24 protein-coding genes and 1 riboswitch are annotated in these 25,050 nt (G+C 36.2%); of the genes, 15 read left to right on the top strand and 9 right to left on the bottom strand.

What is annotated here, in order from left to right:
- Positions 1-146: 146 nt before the first annotated feature.
- From BXY64_RS10195 to folK, 3 genes are read left to right on the top strand one after another with little or no spacing between them, the layout of a single operon-like run.
- Positions 147-869 carry an SDR family oxidoreductase gene (locus BXY64_RS10195; protein ID WP_120239872.1) on the top strand — a complete coding sequence of 241 codons (723 nt, stop codon included), beginning with the start codon at positions 147-149 and terminating at the stop codon, positions 867-869.
- A 9-nt stretch (positions 870-878) separates the two neighbouring features.
- Positions 879-1,235 carry a dihydroneopterin triphosphate 2'-epimerase gene (gene folX / locus BXY64_RS10190; protein WP_120239871.1) on the top strand — a complete coding sequence of 119 codons (357 nt, stop codon included), beginning with the start codon at positions 879-881 and terminating at the stop codon, positions 1,233-1,235.
- Between the two features lie 10 nt (positions 1,236-1,245).
- Complete coding sequence (gene folK / locus BXY64_RS10185; RefSeq protein ID WP_120239870.1) at positions 1,246-1,617, top strand: 2-amino-4-hydroxy-6-hydroxymethyldihydropteridine diphosphokinase; 372 nt, start codon at positions 1,246-1,248, stop codon at positions 1,615-1,617.
- Here folK and mutT read toward each other — a convergent pair.
- Both mutT and BXY64_RS10175 read right to left on the bottom strand, forming a co-directional pair.
- A complete protein-coding gene (gene mutT, locus BXY64_RS10180; protein WP_120239869.1) occupies positions 1,602-2,003 on the bottom strand; it encodes an 8-oxo-dGTP diphosphatase MutT in 402 nt (133 codons plus the stop codon). The genes folK and mutT overlap by 16 nt on opposite strands.
- On the bottom strand, positions 2,000-2,383 hold the full coding sequence (locus BXY64_RS10175) for a C-GCAxxG-C-C family (seleno)protein (RefSeq protein WP_120239868.1): 384 nt from the start codon (positions 2,381-2,383) through the stop codon (positions 2,000-2,002). The genes mutT and BXY64_RS10175 overlap by 4 nt, the downstream gene beginning before the upstream one ends.
- Positions 2,384-2,567: 184 nt before the next feature.
- On the opposite strand from BXY64_RS10175, the gene BXY64_RS10170 reads away from it, so the two are divergent.
- Positions 2,568-3,263, top strand: a complete 696-nt coding sequence (locus BXY64_RS10170) for a hypothetical protein (RefSeq protein ID WP_120239867.1) — start codon at positions 2,568-2,570, stop codon at positions 3,261-3,263.
- Here the strand turns inward: BXY64_RS10170 and BXY64_RS10165 are convergent.
- The 3 genes from BXY64_RS10165 to BXY64_RS10155 all read right to left on the bottom strand — a co-directional run bounded on the left by BXY64_RS10165 (position 3,260) and on the right by BXY64_RS10155 (position 8,996).
- Positions 3,260-3,667, bottom strand: a complete 408-nt coding sequence (locus tag BXY64_RS10165; protein WP_120239866.1) for a hypothetical protein — start codon at positions 3,665-3,667, stop codon at positions 3,260-3,262. The two genes, BXY64_RS10170 and BXY64_RS10165, sit on opposite strands and share 4 nt — an antisense overlap.
- Positions 3,668-3,676: 9 nt before the next feature.
- Entirely contained in the window at positions 3,677-5,971 is a 2,295-nt protein-coding gene (locus BXY64_RS10160) for an ATP-dependent helicase (RefSeq protein WP_120239865.1), read from the bottom strand.
- A gap of 316 nt (positions 5,972-6,287) precedes the next feature.
- The gene (locus BXY64_RS10155) at positions 6,288-8,996 is read right to left on the bottom strand and encodes a DEAD/DEAH box helicase (protein ID WP_120239864.1); all 2,709 of its coding nucleotides are present in this window, start codon (positions 8,994-8,996) and stop codon (positions 6,288-6,290) included.
- Positions 8,997-9,134: 138 nt separating this feature from the next.
- Here BXY64_RS10155 and BXY64_RS10150 point away from each other — a divergent pair, with 138 nt between their 5' ends.
- The 9 genes from BXY64_RS10150 to BXY64_RS10110 all read left to right on the top strand — a co-directional run bounded on the left by BXY64_RS10150 (position 9,135) and on the right by BXY64_RS10110 (position 15,060).
- Complete coding sequence (locus BXY64_RS10150) at positions 9,135-9,467, top strand: CGGC domain-containing protein (protein WP_120240507.1); 333 nt, start codon at positions 9,135-9,137, stop codon at positions 9,465-9,467.
- Positions 9,468-9,530: 63 nt separating this feature from the next.
- Positions 9,531-9,896 (top strand): hypothetical protein, encoded by a 366-nt coding sequence (locus tag BXY64_RS10145; protein WP_120239863.1) that lies wholly within the window; start codon positions 9,531-9,533, stop codon positions 9,894-9,896.
- An 11-nt stretch (positions 9,897-9,907) separates the two neighbouring features.
- A riboswitch (TPP riboswitch) is annotated at positions 9,908-10,007 on the top strand.
- A gap of 93 nt (positions 10,008-10,100) precedes the next feature.
- Positions 10,101-10,811, top strand: a complete 711-nt coding sequence (locus tag BXY64_RS10140; protein WP_120239862.1) for a class I SAM-dependent DNA methyltransferase — start codon at positions 10,101-10,103, stop codon at positions 10,809-10,811.
- Positions 10,808-11,605 (top strand): hydroxyethylthiazole kinase, encoded by a 798-nt coding sequence (gene thiM / locus BXY64_RS10135; protein ID WP_120239861.1) that lies wholly within the window; start codon positions 10,808-10,810, stop codon positions 11,603-11,605. Before BXY64_RS10140 ends, thiM begins: the two co-directional genes overlap by 4 nt.
- Positions 11,602-12,255, top strand: a complete 654-nt coding sequence (gene thiE, locus BXY64_RS10130) for a thiamine phosphate synthase (RefSeq protein WP_120239860.1) — start codon at positions 11,602-11,604, stop codon at positions 12,253-12,255. The genes thiM and thiE overlap by 4 nt, the downstream gene beginning before the upstream one ends.
- Entirely contained in the window at positions 12,252-12,899 is a 648-nt protein-coding gene (gene tenA / locus BXY64_RS10125; protein WP_120239859.1) for a thiaminase II, read from the top strand. Before thiE ends, tenA begins: the two co-directional genes overlap by 4 nt.
- A gap of 13 nt (positions 12,900-12,912) precedes the next feature.
- Positions 12,913-13,731: a bifunctional hydroxymethylpyrimidine kinase/phosphomethylpyrimidine kinase gene (gene thiD, locus BXY64_RS10120; RefSeq protein ID WP_120239858.1), complete on the top strand. Its 819-nt coding sequence runs from the start codon at positions 12,913-12,915 to the stop codon at positions 13,729-13,731.
- Positions 13,719-14,372 carry a TenA family protein gene (locus tag BXY64_RS10115; protein ID WP_120239857.1) on the top strand — a complete coding sequence of 218 codons (654 nt, stop codon included), beginning with the start codon at positions 13,719-13,721 and terminating at the stop codon, positions 14,370-14,372. The genes thiD and BXY64_RS10115 overlap by 13 nt, the downstream gene beginning before the upstream one ends.
- Before the next feature lie 124 nt (positions 14,373-14,496).
- The gene (locus BXY64_RS10110) at positions 14,497-15,060 is read left to right on the top strand and encodes a cysteine hydrolase family protein (RefSeq protein ID WP_120239856.1); all 564 of its coding nucleotides are present in this window, start codon (positions 14,497-14,499) and stop codon (positions 15,058-15,060) included.
- Between the two features lie 126 nt (positions 15,061-15,186).
- Here the strand turns inward: BXY64_RS10110 and BXY64_RS10105 are convergent, their stop codons facing one another.
- The 4 genes from BXY64_RS10105 to BXY64_RS10090 form a co-directional block, all read right to left on the bottom strand.
- On the bottom strand, positions 15,187-16,620 hold the full coding sequence (locus BXY64_RS10105) for a S41 family peptidase (RefSeq protein WP_120239855.1): 1,434 nt from the start codon (positions 16,618-16,620) through the stop codon (positions 15,187-15,189).
- A gap of 33 nt (positions 16,621-16,653) precedes the next feature.
- Positions 16,654-17,418: a LytR/AlgR family response regulator transcription factor gene (locus BXY64_RS10100; RefSeq protein WP_120239854.1), complete on the bottom strand. Its 765-nt coding sequence runs from the start codon at positions 17,416-17,418 to the stop codon at positions 16,654-16,656.
- Positions 17,408-19,198: a sensor histidine kinase gene (locus BXY64_RS10095; RefSeq protein WP_120239853.1), complete on the bottom strand. Its 1,791-nt coding sequence runs from the start codon at positions 19,196-19,198 to the stop codon at positions 17,408-17,410. Before BXY64_RS10095 ends, BXY64_RS10100 begins: the two co-directional genes overlap by 11 nt.
- A gap of 137 nt (positions 19,199-19,335) precedes the next feature.
- The gene (locus BXY64_RS10090; RefSeq protein WP_120239852.1) at positions 19,336-22,266 is read right to left on the bottom strand and encodes an FAD-binding and (Fe-S)-binding domain-containing protein; all 2,931 of its coding nucleotides are present in this window, start codon (positions 22,264-22,266) and stop codon (positions 19,336-19,338) included.
- A 219-nt stretch (positions 22,267-22,485) separates the two neighbouring features.
- Here BXY64_RS10090 and pta point away from each other — a divergent pair, with 219 nt between their 5' ends.
- Complete coding sequence (gene pta / locus BXY64_RS10085; protein ID WP_120239851.1) at positions 22,486-23,487, top strand: phosphate acetyltransferase; 1,002 nt, start codon at positions 22,486-22,488, stop codon at positions 23,485-23,487.
- Between the two features lie 51 nt (positions 23,488-23,538).
- Positions 23,539-24,747: an acetate/propionate family kinase gene (locus BXY64_RS10080; protein WP_120239850.1), complete on the top strand. Its 1,209-nt coding sequence runs from the start codon at positions 23,539-23,541 to the stop codon at positions 24,745-24,747.
- Positions 24,748-25,050 lie beyond the last annotated feature (303 nt).

Here is a 25,050-nt window from a genome sequence, read left to right as displayed (position 1 = left end):
TTAAATTTAAGAATAGTTAAATCCAAAAATCAAAAATAGGAATTAAATAATGATATTTTCTGTGAATCTTTAAATTATCTTATCATAAATTTCTTAAAAGCTTGAATATTTTTTAATTTTAATGGAAAGCGATAAAATAATTTGGAATGACAAGAAGAAATGCCCTAATAACAGGAGCTATAAAACGAATAGGAAAAGAGGTGGCTGAACATTTGGCAGCTAAAGGATATAATATTGCACTGCACTACAACTCATCTAAAAAAGAAGCTCTCGAATTGCAAGCAAAATTGATCAATACTTATCCTGTACAAAAATTCAAAATCTTTCAATGTGATTTGAGCAATGAATTGGAATTGGAACAATTGATAGACAAGGTGATGAAGCACTTTAAGCAATTGGATTTATTGGTAAATAATGCGTCGGTTTTTGATCCTGGTGTTATTCGGGAAACAGATGTGAAACTTTTTAACCTGCAGATGGACGTGAATTTAAAAGCTCCATTTATTGTATCAAGAGATTTTGTTTTAAATAACAACAGAGGCTTAATTATTAATTTTTTAGATACCCGAATTTCTGGGTATTCGAATTCTCATGCTGCTTATAGCATTTCCAAAGTGGGATTGGCACATCTTACAAAAATGATGGCTTTAGAATGTGGACCAGATGTACGAGTAAATGGAATTGCACCAGGTGCAACATTACCACCAGAGGGAAAAGGTGAGGAATATTTAATGAATTTGGCCAATAAAACTCCGATGAAAGTACCGGGAGGTGTACAGCCAATTCTTCAATCTATAGATTACATTTTGGAAAACGAAAACTTAACCGGGCAGATATTGTACTGCGATGGTGGAGAACAACTCTTATAAAGTAAGATTATGGCAATTATTCGCGTTAAAAATTTACTGATTAGAACATACATTGGATTTAATCCTGAAGAACTACGAAACAAACAGGATGTGGTAATTAACATGAGCATCAAAGCCGATGTTAGTAGGGCCATTAAGAATGATGATGTTGACAACTCCTACAATTACAAGGTGATTACGAAAAAGGTAATTGCTTTGGTACAGGAAGGCAAATTTAAAATGCTTGAAAATTTGACTCAGCAGGTTCTAGATTTGATCATGAAAAATCCCAATGTAGAATGGGCTAAAGTAGAAGTTGATAAGCCTCATGCATTGCGATTCGCTGAGTCAGTATCCATAGAACTTGAAGCAAACCGGAAAATCTAATTTAAAGAATATGAACTCGTGCATTATTGGAATAGGATCAAATATAAATCCCAATGAAAATATCAAAAGGATGTTATGTTTGCTTGCAAAAGACCATAGGGTGGGAAAGCATTCATCATGGGTTAAAACTGCACCTATAGGAATAACGGATCAGGATGATTTTATTAATGGAGCTGTCAAGGTTGAAACACAACATGATATTGATGAATTTCGAAATTATTTAAAGCGACTTGAAGATAGAATGGGAAGGGATAGGAGCTTGCCTAAATTTGGTCCGAGAGTAATTGACCTTGATATTGTAGTGTGGAATGGAGATATTGTTGATGAAGATTACCATACCAGGGATTTTTTGCGTGATTCGGTAAATCAATTGCTTGACTGAAGATACTCAAGAAGTAAATCGACCAGCTTGATATCGGCAGGAGCCCAATCCATATCTTTTAAATCATCGACATGTACCCACTTGATGTTTTGGTGTACTCGTTTTTGAAATTCTCCCGATACATGTTCAACAAAAAATGCTTTTAGGCAAACGATTTTACTGCCATAGTTGTGAGTGTTTTCACCCAGAAAACCTAGTACTTTTGATTGAATGCCAAATTCTTCATGAAGTTCTCGCACCATGCAAACCTCAGCAGTTTCGTTTGCTTCGATTTTTCCACCTGGAAATTCCCATTTTAATCCTAAATCATCGTGATGATTTCTTTGCGCGACCAAAATAGAATCTTCTTTCCGAATAATTGCTGCGGTTACTTGAATGGGTTTCATTCAGAATCTTTTTTTTCTGAATCAATTTCGTTCAGTAGGTTGGCAGCAAGTTTTACTAGGTTTTTACATGACATTGTGTAATTAAACCTGATATCGAAACAAGTTAAATGATCTGATTTTTCTTGAAATCTCTTGGTGAATTCATCTTTCAATTCAGGTTTGTCTTTAATTAGTTCCAAAGCAGCAAAGTAAGCGCCACAGTATCCATTAGGTGCTTTGCCATTGCCATATTTGGACAATTCCACAATCTGATCGTTTGTGATTTGGTATTCCTCCTGAAATGCTTTAAAAATTGCTTGGGCGCAATTGTAATACCCTGGAGGTTTATGAAAATATTTTAAAGCAGTATCTGCTTTTGTTCTCTTATGAAAAAAACTCATTGTAAAGGTTCAAGTTGGTTAACAACAAATGTAGCAGTTTCCTAAATGAAACACCAATTAAATTAGGTCTTTTAGAACATGAAATTTGTCATATTCGTGTGATAATCACGAAAAAATATTATATTTAACTTCATTTAATATATTGTTTGAATTATAGTTTAGGTGTATTTTAATATTTAATCGTATGAATAAAATTAACCCATGGGTTTTTGGAATTGTATTTCTATCTTTTTTTGCTTTTTATGCATGGAATGGTTTTAAGTTGCCGATCATCTTTTGGGGTAAAACAAATAAACAAGATGCATTAATCTATGATACAAAAATTCATACCGTTTCTTTTGGAGGACAGGTGAATTGGAAACAAACAGTAAGATATTTTTATCAGGTTGATAATAGCTGGTATGATGGTTCTTATACATTAAAAGGAGCGCAATCAAAACAAAAGGTTGGAAATCTGATTTCTCTTGAAGTTTCGAAATTGCGACCAGCAAAGCATAGGGTTAGAGCTTTTTATAAATCCGATCGGAATATTTACCATATGGAAAGGCATTTTGAAACCAGGCAAATTTCAGGCTATAAAAAACTTAATCTTGCCAATGATGTCTTTAGTTTAATTGATTTTAGTGTGCAGGAAGATTCAATATCAAAGTATTATGGGATTCTGAATGTGAAAAATGACTCGATTAAAGAATTGGTCCCAGTTATTCATTATTACAAATCAAAAACTTACCTGGAATATCAACTTGTTGATGATGACCTTAGGAATCAATTCTATAACAAGTACAAACAAATGGAATTTGAAAAGAAAGATAATTCAATTCGAATTGATCCACTTAAGGAAATTTTTTATCAATCCTATCGAAATGCTTACAATCATTAGTTTATCTTCTTTTCAAGCAAATTAATTCTCTGTTCCAATCTGATGGAAAAATTTGTTGAATTTTCGACAACAAAACGAAATAGAATTAAAGATTTCTCGTAATATTCGCTTGCGAGTGCTTTTTGTTCTTTTGTGTTTTGAATTTCGGCTTCAGCATAAAATAATTCTGCTAATACTTGTAGGTGTTCATCGGTATAGTTGTGCTCCTGCAATAAACTGTTGGTTAGTTTTTCTTTTGACAAACTCCTAAAGAATGAAGCATCTTCCTTCAAAAAATCGCGATATGCATTTTCAAGAATCTGAGATGCTTTTTTTGTGTTCTTTTTATTCAATAAGCCTAAAATTTGAGCGATCAATTCACCAATCATCTCAATCATTCTTAATACATAGTCTTTTTGATACATATTTCTTTTTTAAATTTTAACCAATGGAGCCCAAGCTGAGGCAAAACTCTTCTCTCCAAATTTACCAAAATCACAAACAACATCCTGTTCATTGCAGGATTTGATTTCGCCGGTTCCATATTTTGGATGTTTTACTTTTGTTCCAACTTTCCATTTTGAATCATCATTCGATTCTACTTTCTGAGTGGTTTCTATCGCAGAATTCTTGGCAGGAGCGGTATCCACTTTCTCAACCAAAGCACTTGGAATTGAATTCAAGAAATAGGAAGGTCCATCTTGTGCATTCCATGCGCTTGATTTTGTATGCCAGGATATTTCCATGTGATTTTTTGCACGTGTAAGTGCTACAAACAACAACCTTTTTTCTTCTTTCAAATGATCATATCCTGCTTTTTTGCGTTCCAAAGGAATAATTCCGCTATTGGCTCCGCTTAAGTATACATGATCAAATTCCAAACCTTTTGCTGCATGAATGGTTAGTAGACGTACGCCCTTAGTTTCCGTTTGAATGCCTGAATTGATTTGAAAATGTCCTTCTAAGCTAACCTGACTCAAGGCTGCCCGGTAGATTTCCAACCAATCACCAAAATAGTTTTTCGATGTATAATGATCCAACTCGTTTAAGGCATTCTTAATATCTGCAACATCATCCTGATAGTTGATGGATGTTGGTTTTAAAAAGAAATCGAGAGATAAATATTGATACAGGTTTACATCCCTTTTTCGAGATTGCAAATAATCAGCCAATCCCATTAGGCGTTGGCAAAGATCAATGTATTCTGCATGCTTTTTATATTTCTCAGATAAAAAGCAAGAAAAAGCTTCCAGCTTTGAGGCAAACTCTTTTCCTTCTGTGAACTTACTGTAGGCCGATAGTAGTTTTTTACCAGCTTTTAAGCAACCAAAATCAGTAGATGTAAACACACGCAGAATGCTATCCATATCGTTGGGATGTAATCCGGAAAGGAGAATATTCTGCAACCAGAAAAGGGCAGCTTGTTCACGCAATTTGGTTTTGCTAACCACTTCGCAAGGGATGCCTTCCAATTGAAATACCGATTCGAATATGGCAATTTGCTGTCGGGTACGAAACAAAACGGCAATTTCCGTCCAAGGCGTTCCTTTCTGGTGTACCTCTTTAAACTTTTGCACATAGTAATAGGCTTCCTGATGATCATCGAAATGGTTTCTGATAATCAGTTTTTTCCCTTGGTCGCGAGTGGCTTGCAAAGCATCATTATTCTGTTGTAGCAGACAAGAAGCGGCATTAAGCAACTGTCCTGATGTTCTGTAATTCAAAGGCAATCGCATAATTACAAAGGATTGATCTTCTATGTAATTCTGGAAAATCACATTCGTACTTCCTCGCCATGCATAAATACTCTGGTTTGGATCGCCAACGGCAAAGAAATGATTTTGGTCATCGCTTAAGTTTTGAATCAGTTCAATTTGTTCCTGGTTGCAATCCTGAAACTCATCCACAATAATCCATTCAGGAATAAATGTTTTTTTCAGTTTTAACAGCCAGTTGATCACCGAAATCAAATCATCAAAATCCATTAGGTTGTTGGCTTGTTTCTCCTTGCGCGAAATATTTAAAAGCTGCACCAAATCATCCGGATTTTTCATGTTCCCATAGATGATCTGCTTTTCGTTTCGGTACAATTTTAAGCGTTTGTCCAGTTTGTTGCGATATTTTACATCCAACTCGTGACTCACAATCAAGCGTTGTAAGAAATCTTCTTTTGCCTCCTGATCCATAATGGAAAAATCAGGAGTGAAGCCCAGTTCCTGTAATTTGGGATGTTCTTTAATCAATTGGCGAGCAACCGAATGAAAAGTGCCAAAGTACCTCAGTTCATCGCTATTGGGTGGTGTTGAATTTTCGTAAAAAGACAGTATCCTCTCTTTGATTTCGCGCGCAGCCTTATTTGTAAAAGTCAACACAGCCATTTGCGATAGGGGAATTCCTTTAATAAAGTGCAGATAGAGCACCTTGTGAGTCAGCACCGTGGTTTTTCCACTTCCTACCATCGCCGAGAGCAATAATTTCTGATCCTCAGAAAATACAGCTTGTTGCTGATACAAATTGAGTTTTTTTAAAGCAGAAGCCAATTGTGGCTTTTTCGCTTCCACTTTCGTGATAATATCGCTGTAATCTTCCTTCGGTTCAGTGTATCGATCCGGAGGAATAATATTACTTATTACTGGGGTTTCAAAAGATTCGAATGCAGATATTGGATCGAATTCTTCACTTGGTAAGTCAGTGTTTCTTAATTTTCTATGTAAGTGTTTTAAGCTCAATCTTAAATGTTTGTAAGTGATGGTTATAACAACATACTAATGACTATCTTGATCTTTGATAAAATCACCAAAGCTTTAGTAAATTCTTGAAAGCTTTGATAAAATCATCAAAGCTTTAGTAAATTCTTGAAAGGTTTTGGTAAAATCACCAAAGCTTTAATAAATTCTTGAAAGGTTTTGATAAAATCACCAAAGCTTTAGTAAATTCTTGAAAGGTTTTGATAAAATCATCAAAGCTTTAGTAAAACCTTGAAAGCTTTGATAAAATTACCAAAGCTTTAATAAAATCATCAAAACTTTTACTCGAATTACTTCTTTAATTGTTCAAATACCCTTTACCATTGCTCATCATGCGTTGCAGCTTCAGCTGATTTTTTAGATTTGCTTCTCCATTGTCGGGGCGTAAATGCAATTCAAAATGTTCCGGTAAAAGAATTACTTTCGATAACTCGGATTTGATTCCTTCTATTACTTCGGGTTTTTGAGCCAATTTTAAGCTGCTATCAGCATAGTATAGGATCAATTGAGAACCTTTAATTTCCAATGCACTGCTTTGTTGTAAGAATCGAGAACCAAATAAATTTTCTTTTTCAAATCGACTTAAAACAATTTGCCAGTTTTCTTTCAAATTGTTCCAGTCAATTTTTGGGATTGGAGCATTTGTGTAGTTTGTTAAACCTTCAACCTTAATGTCTTTTGGTAAATCAACTTCCTTATAAAAAGAGCGCAGTGCCCACAGAATTAAATGCTTATTAATTCTATGATCTCCCACACAAGCCGGGCATCCATCCTGGCAAGCACAGTTCTTAACTAGTTGGCCAGCACTTTTGATGATTTCATCGATATATTCGAATGCTTTTTCAGAAAATCCCAAGCCGCCAGGATACTCATCGTACAAAATAATGGCATGCTTGTGTTTGTGCGATTTAGGGTGTGCAAAACCAAAAATCGTACCACCCAAATCAGAATGGGTAGCCATAACTCGCATGGCTGCTGCAGCATTTATGCAATGCACCAATCCTTCGGTATAATCGAATCGAGGAATGCTTTTGTCCTCTTCCAAAGGTTTTTGAGGCTCCAAACTTGGTGCTTTTCCTGTTGCAACAAATACTTTTACTACATTATCGGGAATTTGAATCCAACAAGCTTCGGTTTCCATTTGGGTTTGTAAAATCTGTGAAAGCCCCTCGTAACCCAAGTTTTGATGCGTGTTGAACTGAATCATTTTATAGCCCGATACCAAAACACTTACCCGAACATCGCCAAAGCAGGAATAAATTCGGTGCTTCTCGTTTTGGTCATGTTCCATTAAAATGTCTATGGTTCCCGGTTTGTGAGGTTCGGTATAATAGTTCGAATCCACCTCTTTTACCCAGGCAGTTTTGCTTTCCAAATCCAAATCAAGACTCTTGTATTGTATGCTATCGTGAAGATAAATGGCTCCCGGATAAAATTCCTTTTTCGCCTGGACCAAATCAACGGTAGTGATGGTCTTTTCCTTTTCGCGATCAACCACTTTAATGGTATCGCTGGTAATGTTTCTCAAGCTGATTTCGTGAGCAGGAGATACCTGTCCGCTCCACTGATACTGCGCATTGTGCTCGCTAATTTCACCCTCTTTTTGTAATAAAGGGATAATCTCTCCCAAATCAGGGAATGTAGCAATGTCATCGATACTAAGAGGCAATTCGGCCGAAGCAGCGCGAATGTGTGCCAACTGTATGTATAAATTGTTCTTGTCGATTACAGCATTTTCCGATTCCGATTGCAACAACCAATTCGGATTCATTCCTACATACTGATCCATAGGTTTTTCTTTGAGCATCAGAACCGCATAGGCTTTGTTGCCCTTCCTACCTGCTCGTCCCAATTGCTGCCAAAAACTAGCTCGAGTTCCCGGAAATCCACCCATTACTACCATATCCAAAGCACCAATATCGATTCCCAACTCCAATGCTGAAGTTGATACAACACCGTAAATATTGCCTTCTACCAAATCCTTTTCAATCTTGGCTCTTTCCAAAGGTGTATATCCACCACGGTAAGCCGATATTTTATCCGAGAAATCCGGACCTAGTTTTAAAGGATCTTGTGCCAAAATATCACGGCACTCTTTGGTTACCACCTCGGTTTCTCTGCGCGACATGCAAAAGGTGATTACACGAGTGCAATTTTCTATTAAATCGGGTAGTAGACCTTTCAACTCTTCCGTTACCGATCTTTTTCTTTGTGCCTCTTTAATGAATTCGGGTTGCCAAAAAAGAATTTCTTTCTCAGGTGCTGGCGATCCATCTTTTTCAATTAATTCGAAAGGCTGGTGACAGATGTTCTCAGCCAGTTCAGCCGGATTGGCAATGGTAGCTGAACTGCATAAAAACTTGGGTGTGTTGCCATGATAATTGCAAATTCGAAGCAAACGGCGCATTACATTTGAAACATGTGAACCAAAGGCGCCACGATAGGCATGTAGCTCATCAATTACAATAAAATCGAGATTGGCAAACAAATGCGGGAAACCATATCGATTGTGGTTGGGAAGAAAAGTGGCGTTAATCATATCCGGATTGGTAAGAATGATATTTGCTTCCTCACGAATTCTGGATCGTTCGTTGGCAGGAGTGTCTCCATCGTAAATGCCTGCTTGTATGCGATGTTTGCCAAAATACTCTACAAACTCAACAATATTGCGGAGTTGATCTTTGGTTAAAGCTTTGGTAGGATAGATAAAAAGAGCTCTTCGGCTAGGATTCTCAAGTATTCTCTCAATCACCGGAAGGTAAAAGGATAAAGATTTTCCACTGGCTGTTCCGGTAGTAATTACTACTGATTTCCCTTGCATGGCCTTCTTGTACATTTCAGCCTGGTGAGAATACAATTGTTTGTAGCCCATTTGCTGTATGCAATCTTTCAATTCTTGATTCATTTCATCAGGAATGGATGAGAAGCTGGCTTTACGGGCTGGCAATATTTTTTTTGATAGAATTCGATTGGCGTATGTTGCCAATATTTCTTGTATTGTATGCATAATCTAATGAGTGAAGCTCCAAAGTTAATCTAAAACAAAGGATTTTTATATTGGAGAATTGATTTCAATAGAAATCGTTTGATGATGAGAGAACAATATTTTATTATTGTGTTTTAATTTATGGGTAATTATAAGTTGATGAAGAAAGTAGGAATTATACGTTGCCAGCAAACTGAGGACATGTGTCCGGGTAGTGCAGATTTTAAGGTGGCTAGCTCCGGAAAATTAGCATTTAAGGAATATGGACCTTGTGAAATTACAGGCTTTGTTACTTGTGGAGGCTGCCCGGGAAAAAAAGCTGTAACAAGAGCAAAAATGATGATAGAAAGAGGAGCAGAAATTATAGCCATGGCTTCATGTATCAAGAGAGGAAATCCGATTGGCTATCCTTGTCCGCATTTCGAAACAATGAAAAAGGCCATTGAGAAACAAGTTGGTGCTAAGGCAATTCTCCTGGATTGGACTCATTGAGCCATTCACTTGTTTTTTAGTAATGATAAGCTTAAATTTAAATCATAATCAAATCACAATGTTATGAAGTCAATAAGTGCACTATTAGTTCTTTTGTTGATTGCTTTGTCCATATCTGCGCAATCAACAAATGAAGATGAATACCTGAACAAATGGCAAGAATACAAGGAACAGAAAGCTCCTTTTAATTTTGATGTAAAAAAGGACGTGATCGTATTAGAGGATCATATGGAATTTAAGAGGCCAAATTTGGGTAATTTAAGTTACCAGAAAGAATCGTTTACTGTTGGACAGGAAGTTTTAGGAGTTGCATTACATCTTACAGAAGCATTTTATGAAAGTGTTCGATATCACGAACGAATAGCCCAGGATCCAGCCAAATATTTTATTCCGGGTTATTATACAAATACAAGAGATTTCATGAAATAATTTTACCTTTGTCGAAACGTTAGGGGTGCTTGAATCATGTATTCAGGCTGAGATTTTACCCTTTTACCTGATCTGCATAATAGTAGCGTAGGGAAACGATTTGTCTGATATAATTTTTAAGATATAGATACAACCGTTTCACTTTCGTGGAGCGGTTTTTTTGTTTCCTGCTGTTGTGCAAAATACTTAAAACAAAAGCATAAAATGGGATCAAAATTTAATCAATATGCATCGGATTATGATGCATGGTTTTTGGAAAATGAAAATGTTCTTTATTCGGAAGTAAAATTGGTGGCACATTTCTTAGAAAATGCAGGAGAAGTATTCTCGGTAGGATGTGGCAGTGGTTTGTTCGAAACCATTTTGGACAAAGAATTCGGTATTAGCATTAAGAATGGTATTGAACCTTCAGAAGGAATGGCAGCTATTGCCAAAGAACGAGGTTTAAATGTTGAAATTACCACGGCCGAAGAAATGGAATTGGGTAAAGAAAAGTTCGATACAATTCTGTTTAATGGTACTCCAAGTTATATTACCGATTTACAGAAGGCTGTTGAGAAAGCTTATGAAGCATTGCGTCCTGGTGGTAAAATTGTAATGATTGATGTTCCCAAAGAGAGTTCTTATGGTGTTCTTTACAACTTGGCCAAATCAGTGGGCACCTGGGATCATGAATTATTAGGAGGAGTTCATCCAAGAGATCCATATCCAATAGAATTGGTTAAAGTTGCCAAGTGGAGAACCACTTCAGAGAAAATCGATATCATAAAAAATGCTAACTTTAAGAATCTTCAATTTGCACAAACACTAACCAAGCATCCTCTGTATTCAAATCAGGTGGCCGAAGAACCAATTGAAGGATATGATTGTGGTGATTATGTAGCGATTTGTGCTGTGAAAAACCAGATGCTATGAACCCAAAAATGATTACAGAAAACCTGGAAGCAATCAGGAAAAATTCTCCCTTAGTACACAATATCACCAATTATGTGGTGATGAATAATACTGCCAATGCACTTCTTGCCATTGGGGCATCGCCGGTTATGGCACATGCCCAGGAAGAGGTAAAGGACATGGTTGGAATTGCTTCTGCTTTGGTGTTAAATATGGGAACCCTATCAAAAGAATGGGTTGAGTCGATGATTATTGCAGGCTTAAGGGCCAATGAAAGAAAAATTCCAATTGTCTTCGATCCTGTAGGCGCTGGAGCTACAGCTTACCGAAACGAAATAGCAACGAGAATAATCAACAATTGCAATCCGGAAATTATTAGAGGCAATGCATCTGAAATCATGGCCTTGGTGAATCAGGAAATGAAAACCAAGGGTGTTGATAGTGTTGTATCTACAAAATCAGCTCTTGATTCTGCCAAATATCTGGCTCAATTGCATGAGTGTATTGTTGTAATCAGTGGAGAGGTAGACTATATCACCGATGGGAATCGAGTTGAAAGGGTTGCTTTTGGAAATTCGATGATGGAAAAGGTAACTGGAATGGGATGTACGGCAACAGCTTTATTGGGAGCTTTTGTTGCTACCAACGATAATTTGTTTGAAGCAGCCGTTAATGGAATGACAGTAATGGGAATTACCGGAGAACTGGCAAGTGCAAAAGCAAATGGACCTGGAAGTATGCAAATGCATTTTCTGGATTGTTTGTATAAGCTGAGCGAAGTTGAAATTGAACAAGCATTTTGTACGGTAGAATGAACAGAGAAGATTTAAATTTATATCTGGTAACAGATAAGGAATTGGCCAATGGTAAAGCGCTTGAAGATATTGTTGAAGAGGCAGTAAAAGGAGGTGTTAGCATGGTGCAAATCCGAGAGAAGGAGGCAAACTCAAAAGATTTTTACCAGTTGGCTGACACAGTCAAGAAAGTGCTTGAAAAATATAAAGTGCCTTTAATTATTAATGATCGATTAGATATTGCTTTGGCGGTAGATGCTGATGGTTTGCACATTGGTCAGAGCGATTTGCCATATCATGTGGCTCGTAAAATATTAGGGCCAAATAAAATTATCGGACTTTCGGTTGAGAATATTGAACAAGCAAGGCAAGCAAACCAACTTGATGTTGATTACATTGGTTTATCTCCGGTATTTTCTACTCAAACCAAGAATGATATTGCCAAGCCTTTGGAATTGGATGGTGTGAAGGAAATTATGAGTTTTTCAAAGCATCCGGCTGTGGCTATTGGAGGAATCAATTCGACAAATACAGCAGATATCATTAAGGCTGGAGCAGATGGAATTGCAGTTGTTTCGGCGATTGTTTGTGCTGAAGATCCTTGCAATGCAGCAAAAGAATTGAAGGAAATCGTTAATACGAGTTTATCACTTAAATCAATTGATTCATGAAATGGTCTGACGAAGCTTGGAGAAGAATAGAAGGAATTTATACGCAAATACTCGAACATCCTTTTATTATTGAACTGATGAGTGGCGAACTGGACAGAGAAAAATTCAAATTTTATTTGACTCAGGATTCTCTTTATTTGGCTGAGTTTGGCAAGGTGTTGGCAGGAATCGCTGTTAAACTGGAAGATTCGGAGCAAAGAAAAGACTTTTTAAACTTTGCCAGTGATACAGTTGCGGTTGAACAAGCCTTGCATCAATTTTATTTGAAAGATCAAAAGCAGAATGGCAGCGTGTCGCCTTCTTGTCTTCTATACACCTCTTTTATTCATAAACAATTGGCTACCGCCTCGGTTGAAGAAGCTGCAGCGGCTGTCTTGCCTTGTTTTTGGATCTACAAAAAAGTGGGTGATTATATTCTGAAGCATCAGGATCAAGAAGACAATCAATACCAAAATTGGATTGATACCTATGGAGGCGAAGAGTTTGCACTAGCGGTAGAAAAAGCCATAAGAATTTGTGATCATCTGGCAGTGAATACTTCCATTGAGAAAAGAAAGCAGATGTGGAATGCCTTTGTTAAAGCATCAAAAATGGAGTGGATGTTTTGGGATAGTGCTTACAAAAAGGAAACGTGGCCAGTTTAAAAAAGTAAATTTAATGAAATACAATAAAGTTTTAAGTATTGCCGGAAGCGATTCTGGCGGAGGAGCAGGAATACAGGCTGATATTAAAGCCATTTCGGCATGTGGCTCATATGCCGCTACGGCTATCACTGCAATCACGGTACAAAATACAATAGGGGTAAGTAATGTGCATGCTGTTCCCAATCAGATATTAGCAGAGCAAATAGATGCGGTTTTGAGTGATATTGGTGCTGATGCCATTAAAATTGGAATGTTGCATTCATCGGAAACCATTCATGTGGTGGCTGATGCTTTGAATAAATATCAAATTAAAAATGTGGTTCTCGACCCAGTAATGGTGGCAACCTCAGGAGATAAGTTGTTGTTGGACGAGGCCATTACAACACTAAAAGAGGTGTTGATACCTATGGTGAAGGTAATTACTCCTAATATTCCTGAAGCAGAAATTCTGTTGGGCAGACAAATCCCAACACAGGAAGATGTGTTTGAGTGTGCTGCTGAATTGGCAAATCACTATAAGGTTTCGGTATTGCTAAAAGCTGGGCATTTGAATGAAGATGAGTTGATTGATGTGTTTTACGATTTTGAAAAGCAGGAGAGCGTAGAGATGAAATCGAATCGATTAACAACGAAAAACACCCATGGCACAGGATGCACCATGTCATCGGCATTTGCTGCTTTCCTATCGCAGGGAAATGATCTTCAGCAATCTGCAAAAAAGGCCAAGGATTACATTAATAATGCAATTGTTGCTGGAGCAGATTACGAGATAGGAGAAGGACACGGTCCTGTAAATCATTTTTATCAGCTTTTGGAAACATGCAAGCAGTAGGAACTTTTACAAAAGAACTTTGGGAAGCTGCTTTCCCCATATATCAAAAATTAATTTCCTGTCGCTTTGTTACCGAATTGGCGGCAGGAACTTTAAGCAAGAAGAGTTTTTCGCATTACTTAACTCAAGATATTCTTTATTTGAAAAAGGATGCTGAAGCACTTGGAAAGGTAGCTGAAAGAAGTAGGAATGAAGAGGATAAAGACTTCTTTAAAAGTCTGGAAAAGGATGGTTTAGAAGTTGAGTTTGTGTTGAGAGATGAATATCTATGGCACTTTAACTTACAAGAGGCAAGAGTTCAATCTAAGGCTTTCGCCGATTATTCTAACTTCTTACTGAATCATGCAAAAAACTCACCTCTGGAAGTAGCTTATGCTGCATTATTGCCTTGTTTTTGGATTTATGGCGCTGTTGCAGATGTCATTATTCAAAGGAATGTTAGCTACAATCCGTACCAGAAATTTATCGATACCTATGCTGGTGATGAGTATCAACATTACACTCAAAAATTTATTGAAATTGTTGAGTGTAATTCTGTTGAATCGGAATGTAAAAAACAAGTGAAAGAAGCTTTTGTTGAAGCCTGTAGGCATGAATTGGCTGTTTTCGAAGAACCTTATGAACTTTCAGTCAAAGGGTAACTAATTCTCAAAAATATTATGAGTCACCCTTTGACTTGTTAAAGGAACTGGTAATGCAAAAGTTTTTTCTCAACTTTAGGTGTTTTTAACCCTTGATTCGTTATAGTAGAAAAGATATTAAAAGATGAAAATAGACCATAAAACAGCATTGCTATTAATCGATCTTCAAAAAGGATTTGAAGATATTGAGTATTGGGGTGGAGGAAGAAACAATCCGGATGCAGAACTGAAAGCCTCAAAAATTTTAAAAGTCTGGCGCGATAAAGGCTTGCCTTTATATCATGTTCAGCACTGTTCTACTACTAAGGGCTCACCTTTGGAACCCAATATGCCTGGCAACGAGTTCATGGATTTAACAAAACCAATTAAAAGTGAACCCATCATTCAGAAGAGTGTAAATTCTGCCTTTATTGGCACTGATTTGAAAAAGCAACTCTATGAAAAAGGGATCTCAAAATTGGTGATTGTTGGTTTAACTACCGACCATTGTATTTCTACCACAAGCAGAATGGCGGGGAACTTTGGTTTCGAAACCTATTTAATCGAAGATGCGCTTGCCACCTTCGATAAAATAGGAGTGAATGGAGAAAAATATCCTGCTCAGCTGATTCATGATACTGCATTGGCCAGTTTGCATGAGGAGTTTGCAATGGTAATTCAAACTTCAGATCTAATGAAATTGCTTTAAAATTTTCAGTATATAAAGCAACTACCTTTACATAGACAATGTAATTACCTATACATGGTCAAGGGAACTACCTTTACAGGGGCATGTTATCGACTTATACAGGGTATTGTAAAATATCATCAACTTTTATTCTTTATATTCTAAATAATTCTTTACAAAATATACCCAATCATCAAGTCTGTCAAATAATTGTAATGTTGGTTCCAATGGGATATGAATATCTGGTGCAATTCCAATATTATCAATTGGATGATCAGGTAACCTTCTTGAACGTGTAGCTGGCAACCATAGTTTGTATTTTCCTGAGGGTAATTCTTTGGGTGTTATATTGGAATAATCTAAAACTCCAGCTGTATTTTCATTTCCAAACAAAATGACTTTTGAACTGTTCTTGGCAGTTAAAAGAAATTGCTCGGCGGAAGATGCATTTCCGCTATTTATTATTATGCCTACATTTTTAGGATAACTATAAACCGTATCACGTTCAATTTTTGTGTCACCTTCGTGAAAAGGATGGATTACAAATCCACCAACCTTTTCTTTCATTTTTTTTAGCAGAACATTAGCCCATTCCTCACCGCCTTTTTTTATATGACCTTTCTTTATTGCGTCTTCCCAATCTTCAATAATTCCTTTTGTGGAATACCATTCAACACCTTTACTTTCATATGGATTGGTGTAAATCAATTCTGCTAATTTTCTATAATAATTGTCTTGGCCTCCACCATTGTTTCTAATATCTACGATTAAATTTGGCCTGGTAGTAATCTCATTCCAATGTTTCTCTACTAAATCATTGGCAGTATTTGTAGAAAAACCAGGGACTCTCAAATAAAAAGTACTATCGTTAAGACTCAGAGCTACAGGATAGGTATTTAAACCATTTGGGTGTATTGGAATGTATGATAGCAAAAATGCCATATCGGCTTTCTTATTTGCAGTTTTTCTAACGAACCTGGTATCATTGTGAATTTCAAGAACCGAATTGTTTAATAATAAGGATGCTTCCTCCTGGCGAGGTTTAAAGCCTCTGTTATTTCGGTATGTGATTAAATCAAATTCGTTGTTCTTTTTTTCAATAGCCTCAAATATGATTTGATTTTTCTCATAACCACGCAGATCTATTGAAATGGCAATGTATTTATGAAGCTCTTTTTTTACGGCAAAACTTCCTCGGTATCCAATCCAAATGCCTTCAATTGTTTGGGATGTTTTCTGCAATGAATCCAAATTAAAATTTGAATATTTTCTCTCATGAGATTCTCTTTTACTGGACTTTCGAATTTTCGATACTCGTAAATGATGATCTTTAAACCAAGCTGTATAATCTTTTAAATATTTATAACAAGAATCAGGATATTGGATCATCATTTTTCTTGTTTTCTTTTCCAGTTTTTTTAATTCTTGAATATTCTCATCATTTACTTTATCAGAATATCCGGGGTAGTCATTCTTAATTTTGTTGATAATGAAATCAAAATCGGACAATTGTTTTTTATCCTGTGCGTTACTATAAATGAACCCGAGAAGAAGGGAGATTGTTATTATGAATTGTTTCATATGTGTTTAATTGCTTTAGATGAGGTGAGTAAATTAGAAATTCATTAAACTCTTAATTTTATCGTGATAATTCTTTCCACTTGAGATTTTGGTTTGCCTTACATCATTAAGTTGAAGAATGTACCGCCCTCCCAGGTATCGTTTTATTTCTTTTATATACATGGTATTTACGATACAGGATCTATGAACACGTAAAAAGTTTTCATCTAACTTTTGTTCAAGGTAGTTCAAGCTATGATCAATAATGAATTCTTTTCCTTCATTATTATTGATGCTTACGTATTTATCTTCAGCTTTAAAATGAGTGATGTCTTCTATGGCGACAAAGGCTACTCGATCTCCTAGTTTTACTGGTATTGAGCTCAACTCTTTTTTTGTAATTGTACTGAACTGTTTTGCAAGAATTTCTTCCAGTTTACTTAGATTATTTTCCCTTTCGATGAGCCCTAGTTTTGCAATGGTTTTTTCCAAACGCTCTTTTTTGATTGGCTTTAAAAGGTAGTCAATGCTTGCAGTTTCGAAAGCCAAAAGAGCATATTCATCGTGTGCAGTACAAAAAATTACAAGAGGTTGATGATGCAGTTCCTTTAGTATATCAAAACCTGATTTTTCTGGCATTTGAATATCTAAGAAAATTAAATCAGGTTTCAATTGATTAATCATTTCAATTGCCTGCTTGCCATTGCCTGCCTCTCCAATAATTTCAACTCTGTCATTATGTGGAGCTAATAAGTTGATCAAACGCCGTCTTGCCAGTTGTTCGTCATCAATCACAATTGATTTGTATTTAGTTTTCATGCGGTAAAGGTTTTTGTGAAAGTGGCAGGCTTATGCAAATGTGTTTGTTGGGCTGGTTCTGCCATGTGATTCTTGCTGATTTTTCATAAATAATATCTAATTTCTCATACAGACTTCTTAGGCCATAACCAGAAATTGGAGTGTCAGGGAAATCCGGACCATTATCATGAATTATAATTGTCAATTCATCAGCTTTCTTTTTGATTTCTAATTTAATTTTACCTGTATCCTGAATCTTCGAAATACCGTGTTTTATGGAGTTCTCAATAAGTGGTTGTATTAAGAAGCGTGGAACCAAACTGGTTTCAATTTCTTCATCTATATCAATCTGAAAATCTAATTTTTCACCAAAACGAACTTTCTCTATTTGCAAATAAGTTCTAGTGATTTCAACCTCCTTTTTTATTTCAATCATATCCTGATTGTTGTGGTTTATTGCATATCTGAAAAAATCAGATAGTTCAAGAGCCATATCTTCAGTTTTTTCTGGGCTGATATGGGCAAGTGTTGCAATCGAGTTTAATGAATTGTATAAGAAATGCGGATTAATTCTTGAATGTAATGATTGAAGTTCAGCCTTGGTTTTTAATAGCTTCAACTTTGACAACTCCATATCGCGAAGTCTGATTTCTTGTATGTTTTGAAAATTGGTGAAGTTAAAAATCAGCCTAAAGCAAACTACCATGATTACAATTGTCATTTGCTCAAAGCTCAATTCCCAATTCCAATAAACTTTATACGATAAACTTAAAGGCAAAATATAAGAATATCCAATAAAGAATAAATAGGTAAAAACGGATGTTGTTACCGATTGTTTGATGAGCTTGGTTGAAATCTTTTGAACTTTGAATCTTTTCTCGATTAGATAAATGAATAATAATTCAAAAAATAACAATACTTGCGTTAGCAAAACGATTTTTAGAATATCTGGCCAGACAATGAATTTATATTCAGTAAATCGTTGTGAAAGCAGGTAAAAGAAAAGTATACAATTGATGATCAGAAAGCCTTGTTTTACAAATTCTTTCCAGTTTTTCGATTCGGTTTTAATTAAATGGAATTTTAGCAGTAAGAGCAGAGAAACAAATGCTAGTATAATTGCGATTGCCTCACTGGTAAATTGAATTCTATCTCCAAACCGATAATAATAATAATCAATAAGCGAACCATTAAAATTGGATTTAAATTGACTGTAAAAATCTTTTGAATATAGTTTCTGTATCAAAAATTGATCTACTTCGGTAAAATTAGTTTTGATGGGATCATCTTCATGAAAAATACTTTGCGCAATGCCTGTATCTCCAGTAGGATTGTGTTGCTTTGCAGTTAAACTACTAATCAAATAATATTCTAAATATGGTTTTCGTAAAGTTTGCTCCATATCATCAAATGAGAATTGATGCTCTTGAGATGTAATGGTTCCATACTTTTTTAGACCATAAAAATTATGGATTTCTCTAGCTCCCGTCCCATTTCTTATCCATAAAGTAATATTAGGAAGAGAATCATTGAGTTCAATGTTTACATTATTGATAAGAGGTTTTACTTTTTCGATTAATTGTTGAATACAAACAGAATCTTGTTTGTTAAAACCTCCTTTAAGATGAACGCGAATATCTTTTTCGAATCGATAAGCTTTGGCATTAGGTGGTAAAATTTTAGCACGTATAAAATTCCAATAGGTATGTTCCATATTTGGGTGAATTTTATTTGATTGCCCAAATAGTAAAACTGGAGCCAAGTTGCTTAATAAAAATATAGCTACTAATATTTGCCTCATAGTTTATTGTTTTAAAGATTTCAAGATTAAAGAAACCTTCAGAAGCATAAAACTACAAGATAAATCGGATAAAGTATGTTAATATTCCGATAAACAGATTATTTTTTGTTGTTAAATCGTAACAGGTAAATAAGTACTTATTTTTTCGAAGCCTCCCATAAAATCTCAACCGGATGTTGTGCTTCCCGCTCAGTTTCATCTTTAATCTGATGACGACAAGAAGTTCCTGAAGCTGCAATTAAAACAGACTGTGGTGTTCTTCGAACTTCCGGGAGTAAAATTAACTCGCCTACCTTTTTGCTTAAATTGTAATGCTCTTTTTCGTAACCAAAAGAGCCAGCCATACCACAACAACCTGATTTTATTTCAATGGCAGAGTAGTTTACAGGGAAACTCAATATCTCTTTAATTGGAAGGGAAGAGGCCAATGATTTTTGATAGCAATGAGCATGGAATTTAATTTCTTTTGCTTCTGTGGTAAATTGATTTGGACTAATGTTTCCTTTCTGCATTTCATTGTACAGAAATTCTTCAATCATGAATACATGATTCGCCAATTGTTTTGCCGATTCACGCATGTTTTCAGGAACCAAATCGATATATTCATCTCTGAATGTAAGAATAGCTGATGGTTCTATCCCAATTAGAGGAGTTTCTTCGCTAATGATATCTTGCAAGAGGTTTACATTTTTAATGGCAAGGAATTTGGCTTTTTTCACCAATCCTTTAGAAAGATAAGTTCTCCCACTTTCCTCATGTTTAGGTATAATTACATCATATCCAAGTTTTTGAAGCAACTCAATGGTTTTGATCCCAATTGGGGTGTCATTGTACTCGGTAAATTCATCGGCAAACAGATAAACCTTTCTATTTGATTCAATATTTCCATTATTGGAATGCCATTTTTTGAGTGTTGTATGATGCAGCTTCGGTATGCTTCTCTCTTCTGCAAATCCCAAATTTCGTTTTACCAACTTTCCGATTATTGGATGCTGATTCACAAAATTGAAAAGGGAAGGAGCATGGCTACCCAATTTATTTATTCTGCTGATATTTGCAATGAGTTTGCTTCTTAAGGGAACAGGATTCGAATCGTAATACTGTTGCAAAAACTCGGCTTTCAGCTTGGCCATGTCAACATTCGACGGACATTCCGATTTACAAGCTTTGCACGAAAGACACAAATCTAAAATGTCGTACAATTCTTTATGGTCGAATGGATTCTTTTGTTCAGAATTGCTAATGAATTCTCTAAAAAGGTTTGCCCTGGCTCGGGTGCTTAGCTTTTCATCCAAACTGGCCTGGTAACTTGGACACAAAGCTTTTCCCGTTAAATGAGTGTTTCTGCAATCTCCAGAACCATTACAGCGCTCTGTTGCACGAACAATTCCCATATCGGACGAGAAATCAAAATAGGTATTTATTTCTTTGGTTTCCTGATTGGGTTCATAGCGCAAATGCGTATTCATTTTTGGTGTATCAACAATCTTTCCAGGATTGAAAATGTGATTGGGGTCCCAGGCATTTTTGATATCCCGAAGAAGTTCATAATTCTTTTCGCCAATCATTATAGGAATAAACTCTCCTCGCAAACGTCCATCGCCATGTTCTCCACTTAAGGATCCTTTGTATTTCTTCACAAGTTTGGCAGAATCCAGGCCAATGGCATGGAACTTTTCCTGATCGCCTTGATCTTTTAGGTTTAATACCGGTCGTAAGTGAATTTCTCCACTACCAATATGAGCATGAAATACACAGCTGATATCGTGTTTTTTCATCAGCTCCTTAAATTCTGCAATGTAATCATACAAAACCTCTGGCATTACCGATGTGTCCTCAATCAAGGAAACCGGTTTGGCATCACCTGGCATATTGGAAAGTACTCCCAATGCAGATTTTCGCAAATCCCAAACTCTTGCAATGTTCTCGGTTCCTGTAACCATAGGGAAATGATATCCTAACGAGCTGGCTTTGAATTCATCTTCCATTTTGTTGGCAATCTCTTCGATTTCAGCTGTTGTTTCTCGTGCGAATTCTATAATCAGTAAAGCTCCGGGATTTCCTTTTAGGAAAAATCTGTTTTTTGCCTGTAGAATGTTTCCTTCTGTAAGTTTAAGGATTTGATCATCCATAAGTTCTACGGCACCAGGTTTGTATTTTAGGGCAATAAGATTACCTTGAATTGCTTCTTCAAGTCTTTCGAAGTGAGCACATATTAAAGCTTTTTCTTTTGGAGGAGCTGGAACGAGGTTCAGCTTTATTTCAGTCGTAAAAGCCAAAGTTCCTTCTGAACCGGCTAGCAGTTTACTAAAATTAAATTGGTCGCCGCCCTTCGTATACAAATTAGACTCAAGCAAAAGGTCAATTGCATAACCAGTGTTACGCCTTTTAATATTTATATCGGGATATTCTTGTCGAATACCTTTCTGATTTTCCTGATCAGATAGGATGGAGTGTATATTATTATATAGTTTAGACTCTAAATTGGAGCCTGCACACTTTTGCTCAAATTCATTTTTGTTCAGATCTCCAAATACAGCTTTGCTTCCATCACTTAAAATGGCACTTACTTCCAGGGTATGGTCTCGAGTGCTTCCATATATAATAGAGTGGGAACCACATGAGTTGTTTCCAAGCATACCGCCCATCATGCATCGACCTGAGGTAGAAGTTTCCGGACCAAAAAACAAATTGTAATCTTTTAAATACAGATTCAGTTCATCTAGAATGACGCCTGGTTGAACTTTTACCCACTTTTCTTCGGTATTTAGCTCTAATATTTTCGTAAGATGTTTTGATATATCTACCACAATTCCATTTCCAACAACTTGCCCGGCTAGGGATGTTCCAGCTGCTCTGGGGATTAATGATAATGATTCCTGATTGGCGAATTGAACCAATGTTTTGATATCCTCTTCATTTTTCGGGTAAACAACTGCCAAAGGCATTACTTTATATGCCGATGCATCTGTAGCATATAAAATTCGTGTTGTATTATCGGTAAAAACCTCTCCTGAAATTTGTTTTTGTAATTGGATAAATCGATTCGAATAATTATCGGTGTTCATAGTAAATAAGCCAGTTTTAAGCAATTCTAGTGCCTGTGTGATTCTCAAAAATTGAAGTTACATTTTTATTTTTGAACCGCGCCTTATCAAGAATGATTATTTATTAAAAAAATGAAGCCAAAACTGACAAAAATTATGAATTTAGAAATCTACAGTTTACTTTTTATTCCTAAATTTGCAATGTCGAGATTACAAAACTGATTAATATATTGATCTACAATGGACTTATTGCAAAAGATTAAAGAAAACGCCAAACTACACAACAAGAGAATTGTTCTTCCGGAAGGAACTGAGGAGAGAACTTTGCAAGCAACAGATATCTTATTGGAGGAAGGTATCGCACAAATTATTTTGATTGGTGCTCCTGAAGAAATCAAAGGAGAAGCTGATCGTTTGGGATTGAAAAACATCGATAAGGCAATTATCGTTGATCCTAAAAGTCATGACAAAATGGAAGCTTATGCTGAAATTTTGGTTGAATTAAGAAAGAAAAAGGGGATGACCATGGAACAAGCTATGGAATTGGTTCAAGATCCTCTTTATTTGGCTACTTTAATGATAAAGGCTGGTGATGCTGATGGAGAAGTTGCAGGAGCATTAAATGCAACAGGAGATGTATTGCGTCCAGCATTCCAGATTGTTAAAACTATGCCAGGTATTTCGGTTGTTTCTGGTGCTTTCATTATGATTTTGAAAGACAAGAACTACGGAGATGATGGTATGATGGTATTTGCTGATTGTGCTGTTCATCCGAACCCAACAGCTAGCGAATTGGCGGAAATTGCAGTTGCAACAGCTAAAACTACAAAAGCAATTGCTGAAATGGAACCTCGTGTTGCAATGTTGAGCTTCTCAACTATGGGATCAGCAAAACACGAAATGGTTGATAAAGTTGCAGAAGCAACTCGATTGGCTAAAGAAATGGCTCCGGAATTCCAAATTGATGGTGAAATGCAAGCTGATGCTGCAATCGTAGAAGCTATTGGTGCGAAAAAAGCTCCGGGTAGCAAGGTTGCTGGTAAGGCAAACGTATTGGTATTCCCAACTTTGGAAGTAGGAAATATTGGATACAAATTGGTACAACGTTTAGCAGGTGCTGAAGCAGTTGGTCCTGTTCTTCAAGGTATGGCAGCTCCGATTAATGACCTATCAAGAGGTTGTTCGGTAAGCGATATCGTAAATCTTGTTGCGATTACTGCAAACCAGGCAGCAGGAATGTAAATGAATATTAAGTAGTAAAATCCAAACTTAACAAATAAACAAAAAAATCTAATGAACGTTTTAGTTTTTAATTGCGGTAGTTCTTCTTTGAAATATCAATTGCTTCACATGGGTGATGAGGCTACATTGTTAGCTAAAGGTCTTGTAGAGAGAATTGGTTTAAAAGAGGGAGTATTAACTCACAAGCCAGAAGGAAAAGATAAATTTGAGTTGGTACAGGATATTCCAAATCATAGCGTAGGTATTGATTTGGTATTGAAGGCGTTGGTAAGTCCAGAGCATGGTGTGATTTCTGATTTGAAAGAAATTAACGCAGCGGGTCACCGTGTTGCTCATGGTGGTGAGTTCTTTAAAGACAGTGCATTAATCGACGAAAAAGCTAAAGAAAACATAGCAGCTTGTTGTGAATTGGCTCCACTTCACAATCCAGCTAACCTTGAAGGAATTCTTTCAATGGAAAAATTACTTCCAGGTTTACCACAGGTTGCTGTATTCGATACATCATTCCACCAAACTCTTCCTGCTGAAGCATTTATGTATGGATTGCCATACGAGTGCTACGACAAGTACAGAGTTCGTAAGTATGGTTTCCACGGAACAAGTCACAAGTATGTTGCAAGCAAAGCTTGTGATATCTTAGGGTGGAACATTGAAGACAAGAAGATTGTTAGTTGTCACTTAGGTAACGGTGCTTCTGTATGTGCAATTGATGGTGGTAAATCTATTGAAACTTCAATGGGATTCACTCCAAATGAAGGTTTATTGATGGGTACTCGTACAGGTAACCTTGATTTGGGTGCACTACTTTATATTGCAGAGAAGAAAAATCTTTCTATCGAAGAAACGAATAAGTTAATTAACAAACAGTCAGGTTTGGCTGGTGTTTCAGGAATTTCATCTGATATGAGAGACCTTGAAATTGCTGCTGAAGGTGGAAACGAAAGAGCTCAATTGGCTTTAGATATGTTCGCATATCGTGTGAAGAGATTTGTAGGTTCTTATTCTGCATCAATGGGTGGTGTTGATTTGGTTCTTTTCACTGGTGGTATTGGTGAAAACGATTCTGTTTCTCGTGAGAAAATCATTAAAGATTTCGGTTATTTAGGACTTGATTTCGATGCTGAAAAGAATGACGGTTTAAGAGGTAAAGATGCTGTGATTTCTAAAGAAGGATCAAAAGTAGCTGCTATGGTGATAACTACTAACGAGGAGTTGGTAATTGCATCTGATACTCAGAGAATCTTGAACGGATTGAAATAAGATATCCTTAAGATATATTTTGGAAGCCTGGTGAATAGCCAGGCTTTTTTTATACCATTCTTTGAAAAGCATAGTATTTACAGAGCTTAGAGAAGTTTTTTGTAGTAAGTTTCATCCTATCAATTGTTTTTGAAAATCAAAAAGTATGAGATGAAGTGTTCGATTCATGATTAATTGCTTTTAATCACGTGTGAAGTTGATATTTAATTTGATGAATAGTCGATTTTGCCGTATTTTATTGTAACAAATCAGAAGGATTGCCGTTTAGTGCATTGATGACACACTTAATTGGCTGGGATTCTT

The sequence above is a fragment of the Marinifilum flexuosum genome (assembly GCF_003610555.1).
GTDB lineage: Bacteria > Bacteroidota > Bacteroidia > Bacteroidales > Marinifilaceae > Marinifilum > Marinifilum flexuosum.
Note: the sequence above shows the minus strand (reverse complement) of the source record. Positions and strands in the feature narration are given on the sequence as shown.

Excerpts from the sequence above, each read along its gene's own strand:
- BXY64_RS10195 (WP_120239872.1), top strand. The coding sequence starts at position 147 with ATGACAAGAAGAAATGCCCTAATAACAGGAGCTATAAAACGAATAGGA.
- folX (WP_120239871.1), top strand. The coding sequence starts at position 879 with ATGGCAATTATTCGCGTTAAAAATTTACTGATTAGAACATACATTGGA.
- folK (WP_120239870.1), top strand. The coding sequence starts at position 1,246 with ATGAACTCGTGCATTATTGGAATAGGATCAAATATAAATCCCAATGAA.
- mutT (WP_120239869.1), bottom strand. The coding sequence starts at position 2,003 with ATGAAACCCATTCAAGTAACCGCAGCAATTATTCGGAAAGAAGATTCT.
- BXY64_RS10175 (WP_120239868.1), bottom strand. The coding sequence starts at position 2,383 with ATGAGTTTTTTTCATAAGAGAACAAAAGCAGATACTGCTTTAAAATAT.
- BXY64_RS10170 (WP_120239867.1), top strand. The coding sequence starts at position 2,568 with ATGAATAAAATTAACCCATGGGTTTTTGGAATTGTATTTCTATCTTTT.
- BXY64_RS10165 (WP_120239866.1), bottom strand. The coding sequence starts at position 3,667 with ATGTATCAAAAAGACTATGTATTAAGAATGATTGAGATGATTGGTGAA.
- BXY64_RS10155 (WP_120239864.1), bottom strand. The coding sequence starts at position 8,996 with ATGCATACAATACAAGAAATATTGGCAACATACGCCAATCGAATTCTA.
- BXY64_RS10150 (WP_120240507.1), top strand. The coding sequence starts at position 9,135 with ATGAAGAAAGTAGGAATTATACGTTGCCAGCAAACTGAGGACATGTGT.
- BXY64_RS10145 (WP_120239863.1), top strand. The coding sequence starts at position 9,531 with ATGAAGTCAATAAGTGCACTATTAGTTCTTTTGTTGATTGCTTTGTCC.
- BXY64_RS10140 (WP_120239862.1), top strand. The coding sequence starts at position 10,101 with ATGGGATCAAAATTTAATCAATATGCATCGGATTATGATGCATGGTTT.
- thiM (WP_120239861.1), top strand. The coding sequence starts at position 10,808 with ATGAACCCAAAAATGATTACAGAAAACCTGGAAGCAATCAGGAAAAAT.
- thiE (WP_120239860.1), top strand. The coding sequence starts at position 11,602 with ATGAACAGAGAAGATTTAAATTTATATCTGGTAACAGATAAGGAATTG.
- tenA (WP_120239859.1), top strand. The coding sequence starts at position 12,252 with ATGAAATGGTCTGACGAAGCTTGGAGAAGAATAGAAGGAATTTATACG.
- thiD (WP_120239858.1), top strand. The coding sequence starts at position 12,913 with ATGAAATACAATAAAGTTTTAAGTATTGCCGGAAGCGATTCTGGCGGA.
- BXY64_RS10115 (WP_120239857.1), top strand. The coding sequence starts at position 13,719 with ATGCAAGCAGTAGGAACTTTTACAAAAGAACTTTGGGAAGCTGCTTTC.
- BXY64_RS10110 (WP_120239856.1), top strand. The coding sequence starts at position 14,497 with ATGAAAATAGACCATAAAACAGCATTGCTATTAATCGATCTTCAAAAA.
- BXY64_RS10105 (WP_120239855.1), bottom strand. The coding sequence starts at position 16,620 with ATGAAACAATTCATAATAACAATCTCCCTTCTTCTCGGGTTCATTTAT.
- BXY64_RS10100 (WP_120239854.1), bottom strand. The coding sequence starts at position 17,418 with ATGAAAACTAAATACAAATCAATTGTGATTGATGACGAACAACTGGCA.
- BXY64_RS10095 (WP_120239853.1), bottom strand. The coding sequence starts at position 19,198 with ATGAGGCAAATATTAGTAGCTATATTTTTATTAAGCAACTTGGCTCCA.
- BXY64_RS10090 (WP_120239852.1), bottom strand. The coding sequence starts at position 22,266 with ATGAACACCGATAATTATTCGAATCGATTTATCCAATTACAAAAACAA.
- pta (WP_120239851.1), top strand. The coding sequence starts at position 22,486 with ATGGACTTATTGCAAAAGATTAAAGAAAACGCCAAACTACACAACAAG.
- BXY64_RS10080 (WP_120239850.1), top strand. The coding sequence starts at position 23,539 with ATGAACGTTTTAGTTTTTAATTGCGGTAGTTCTTCTTTGAAATATCAA.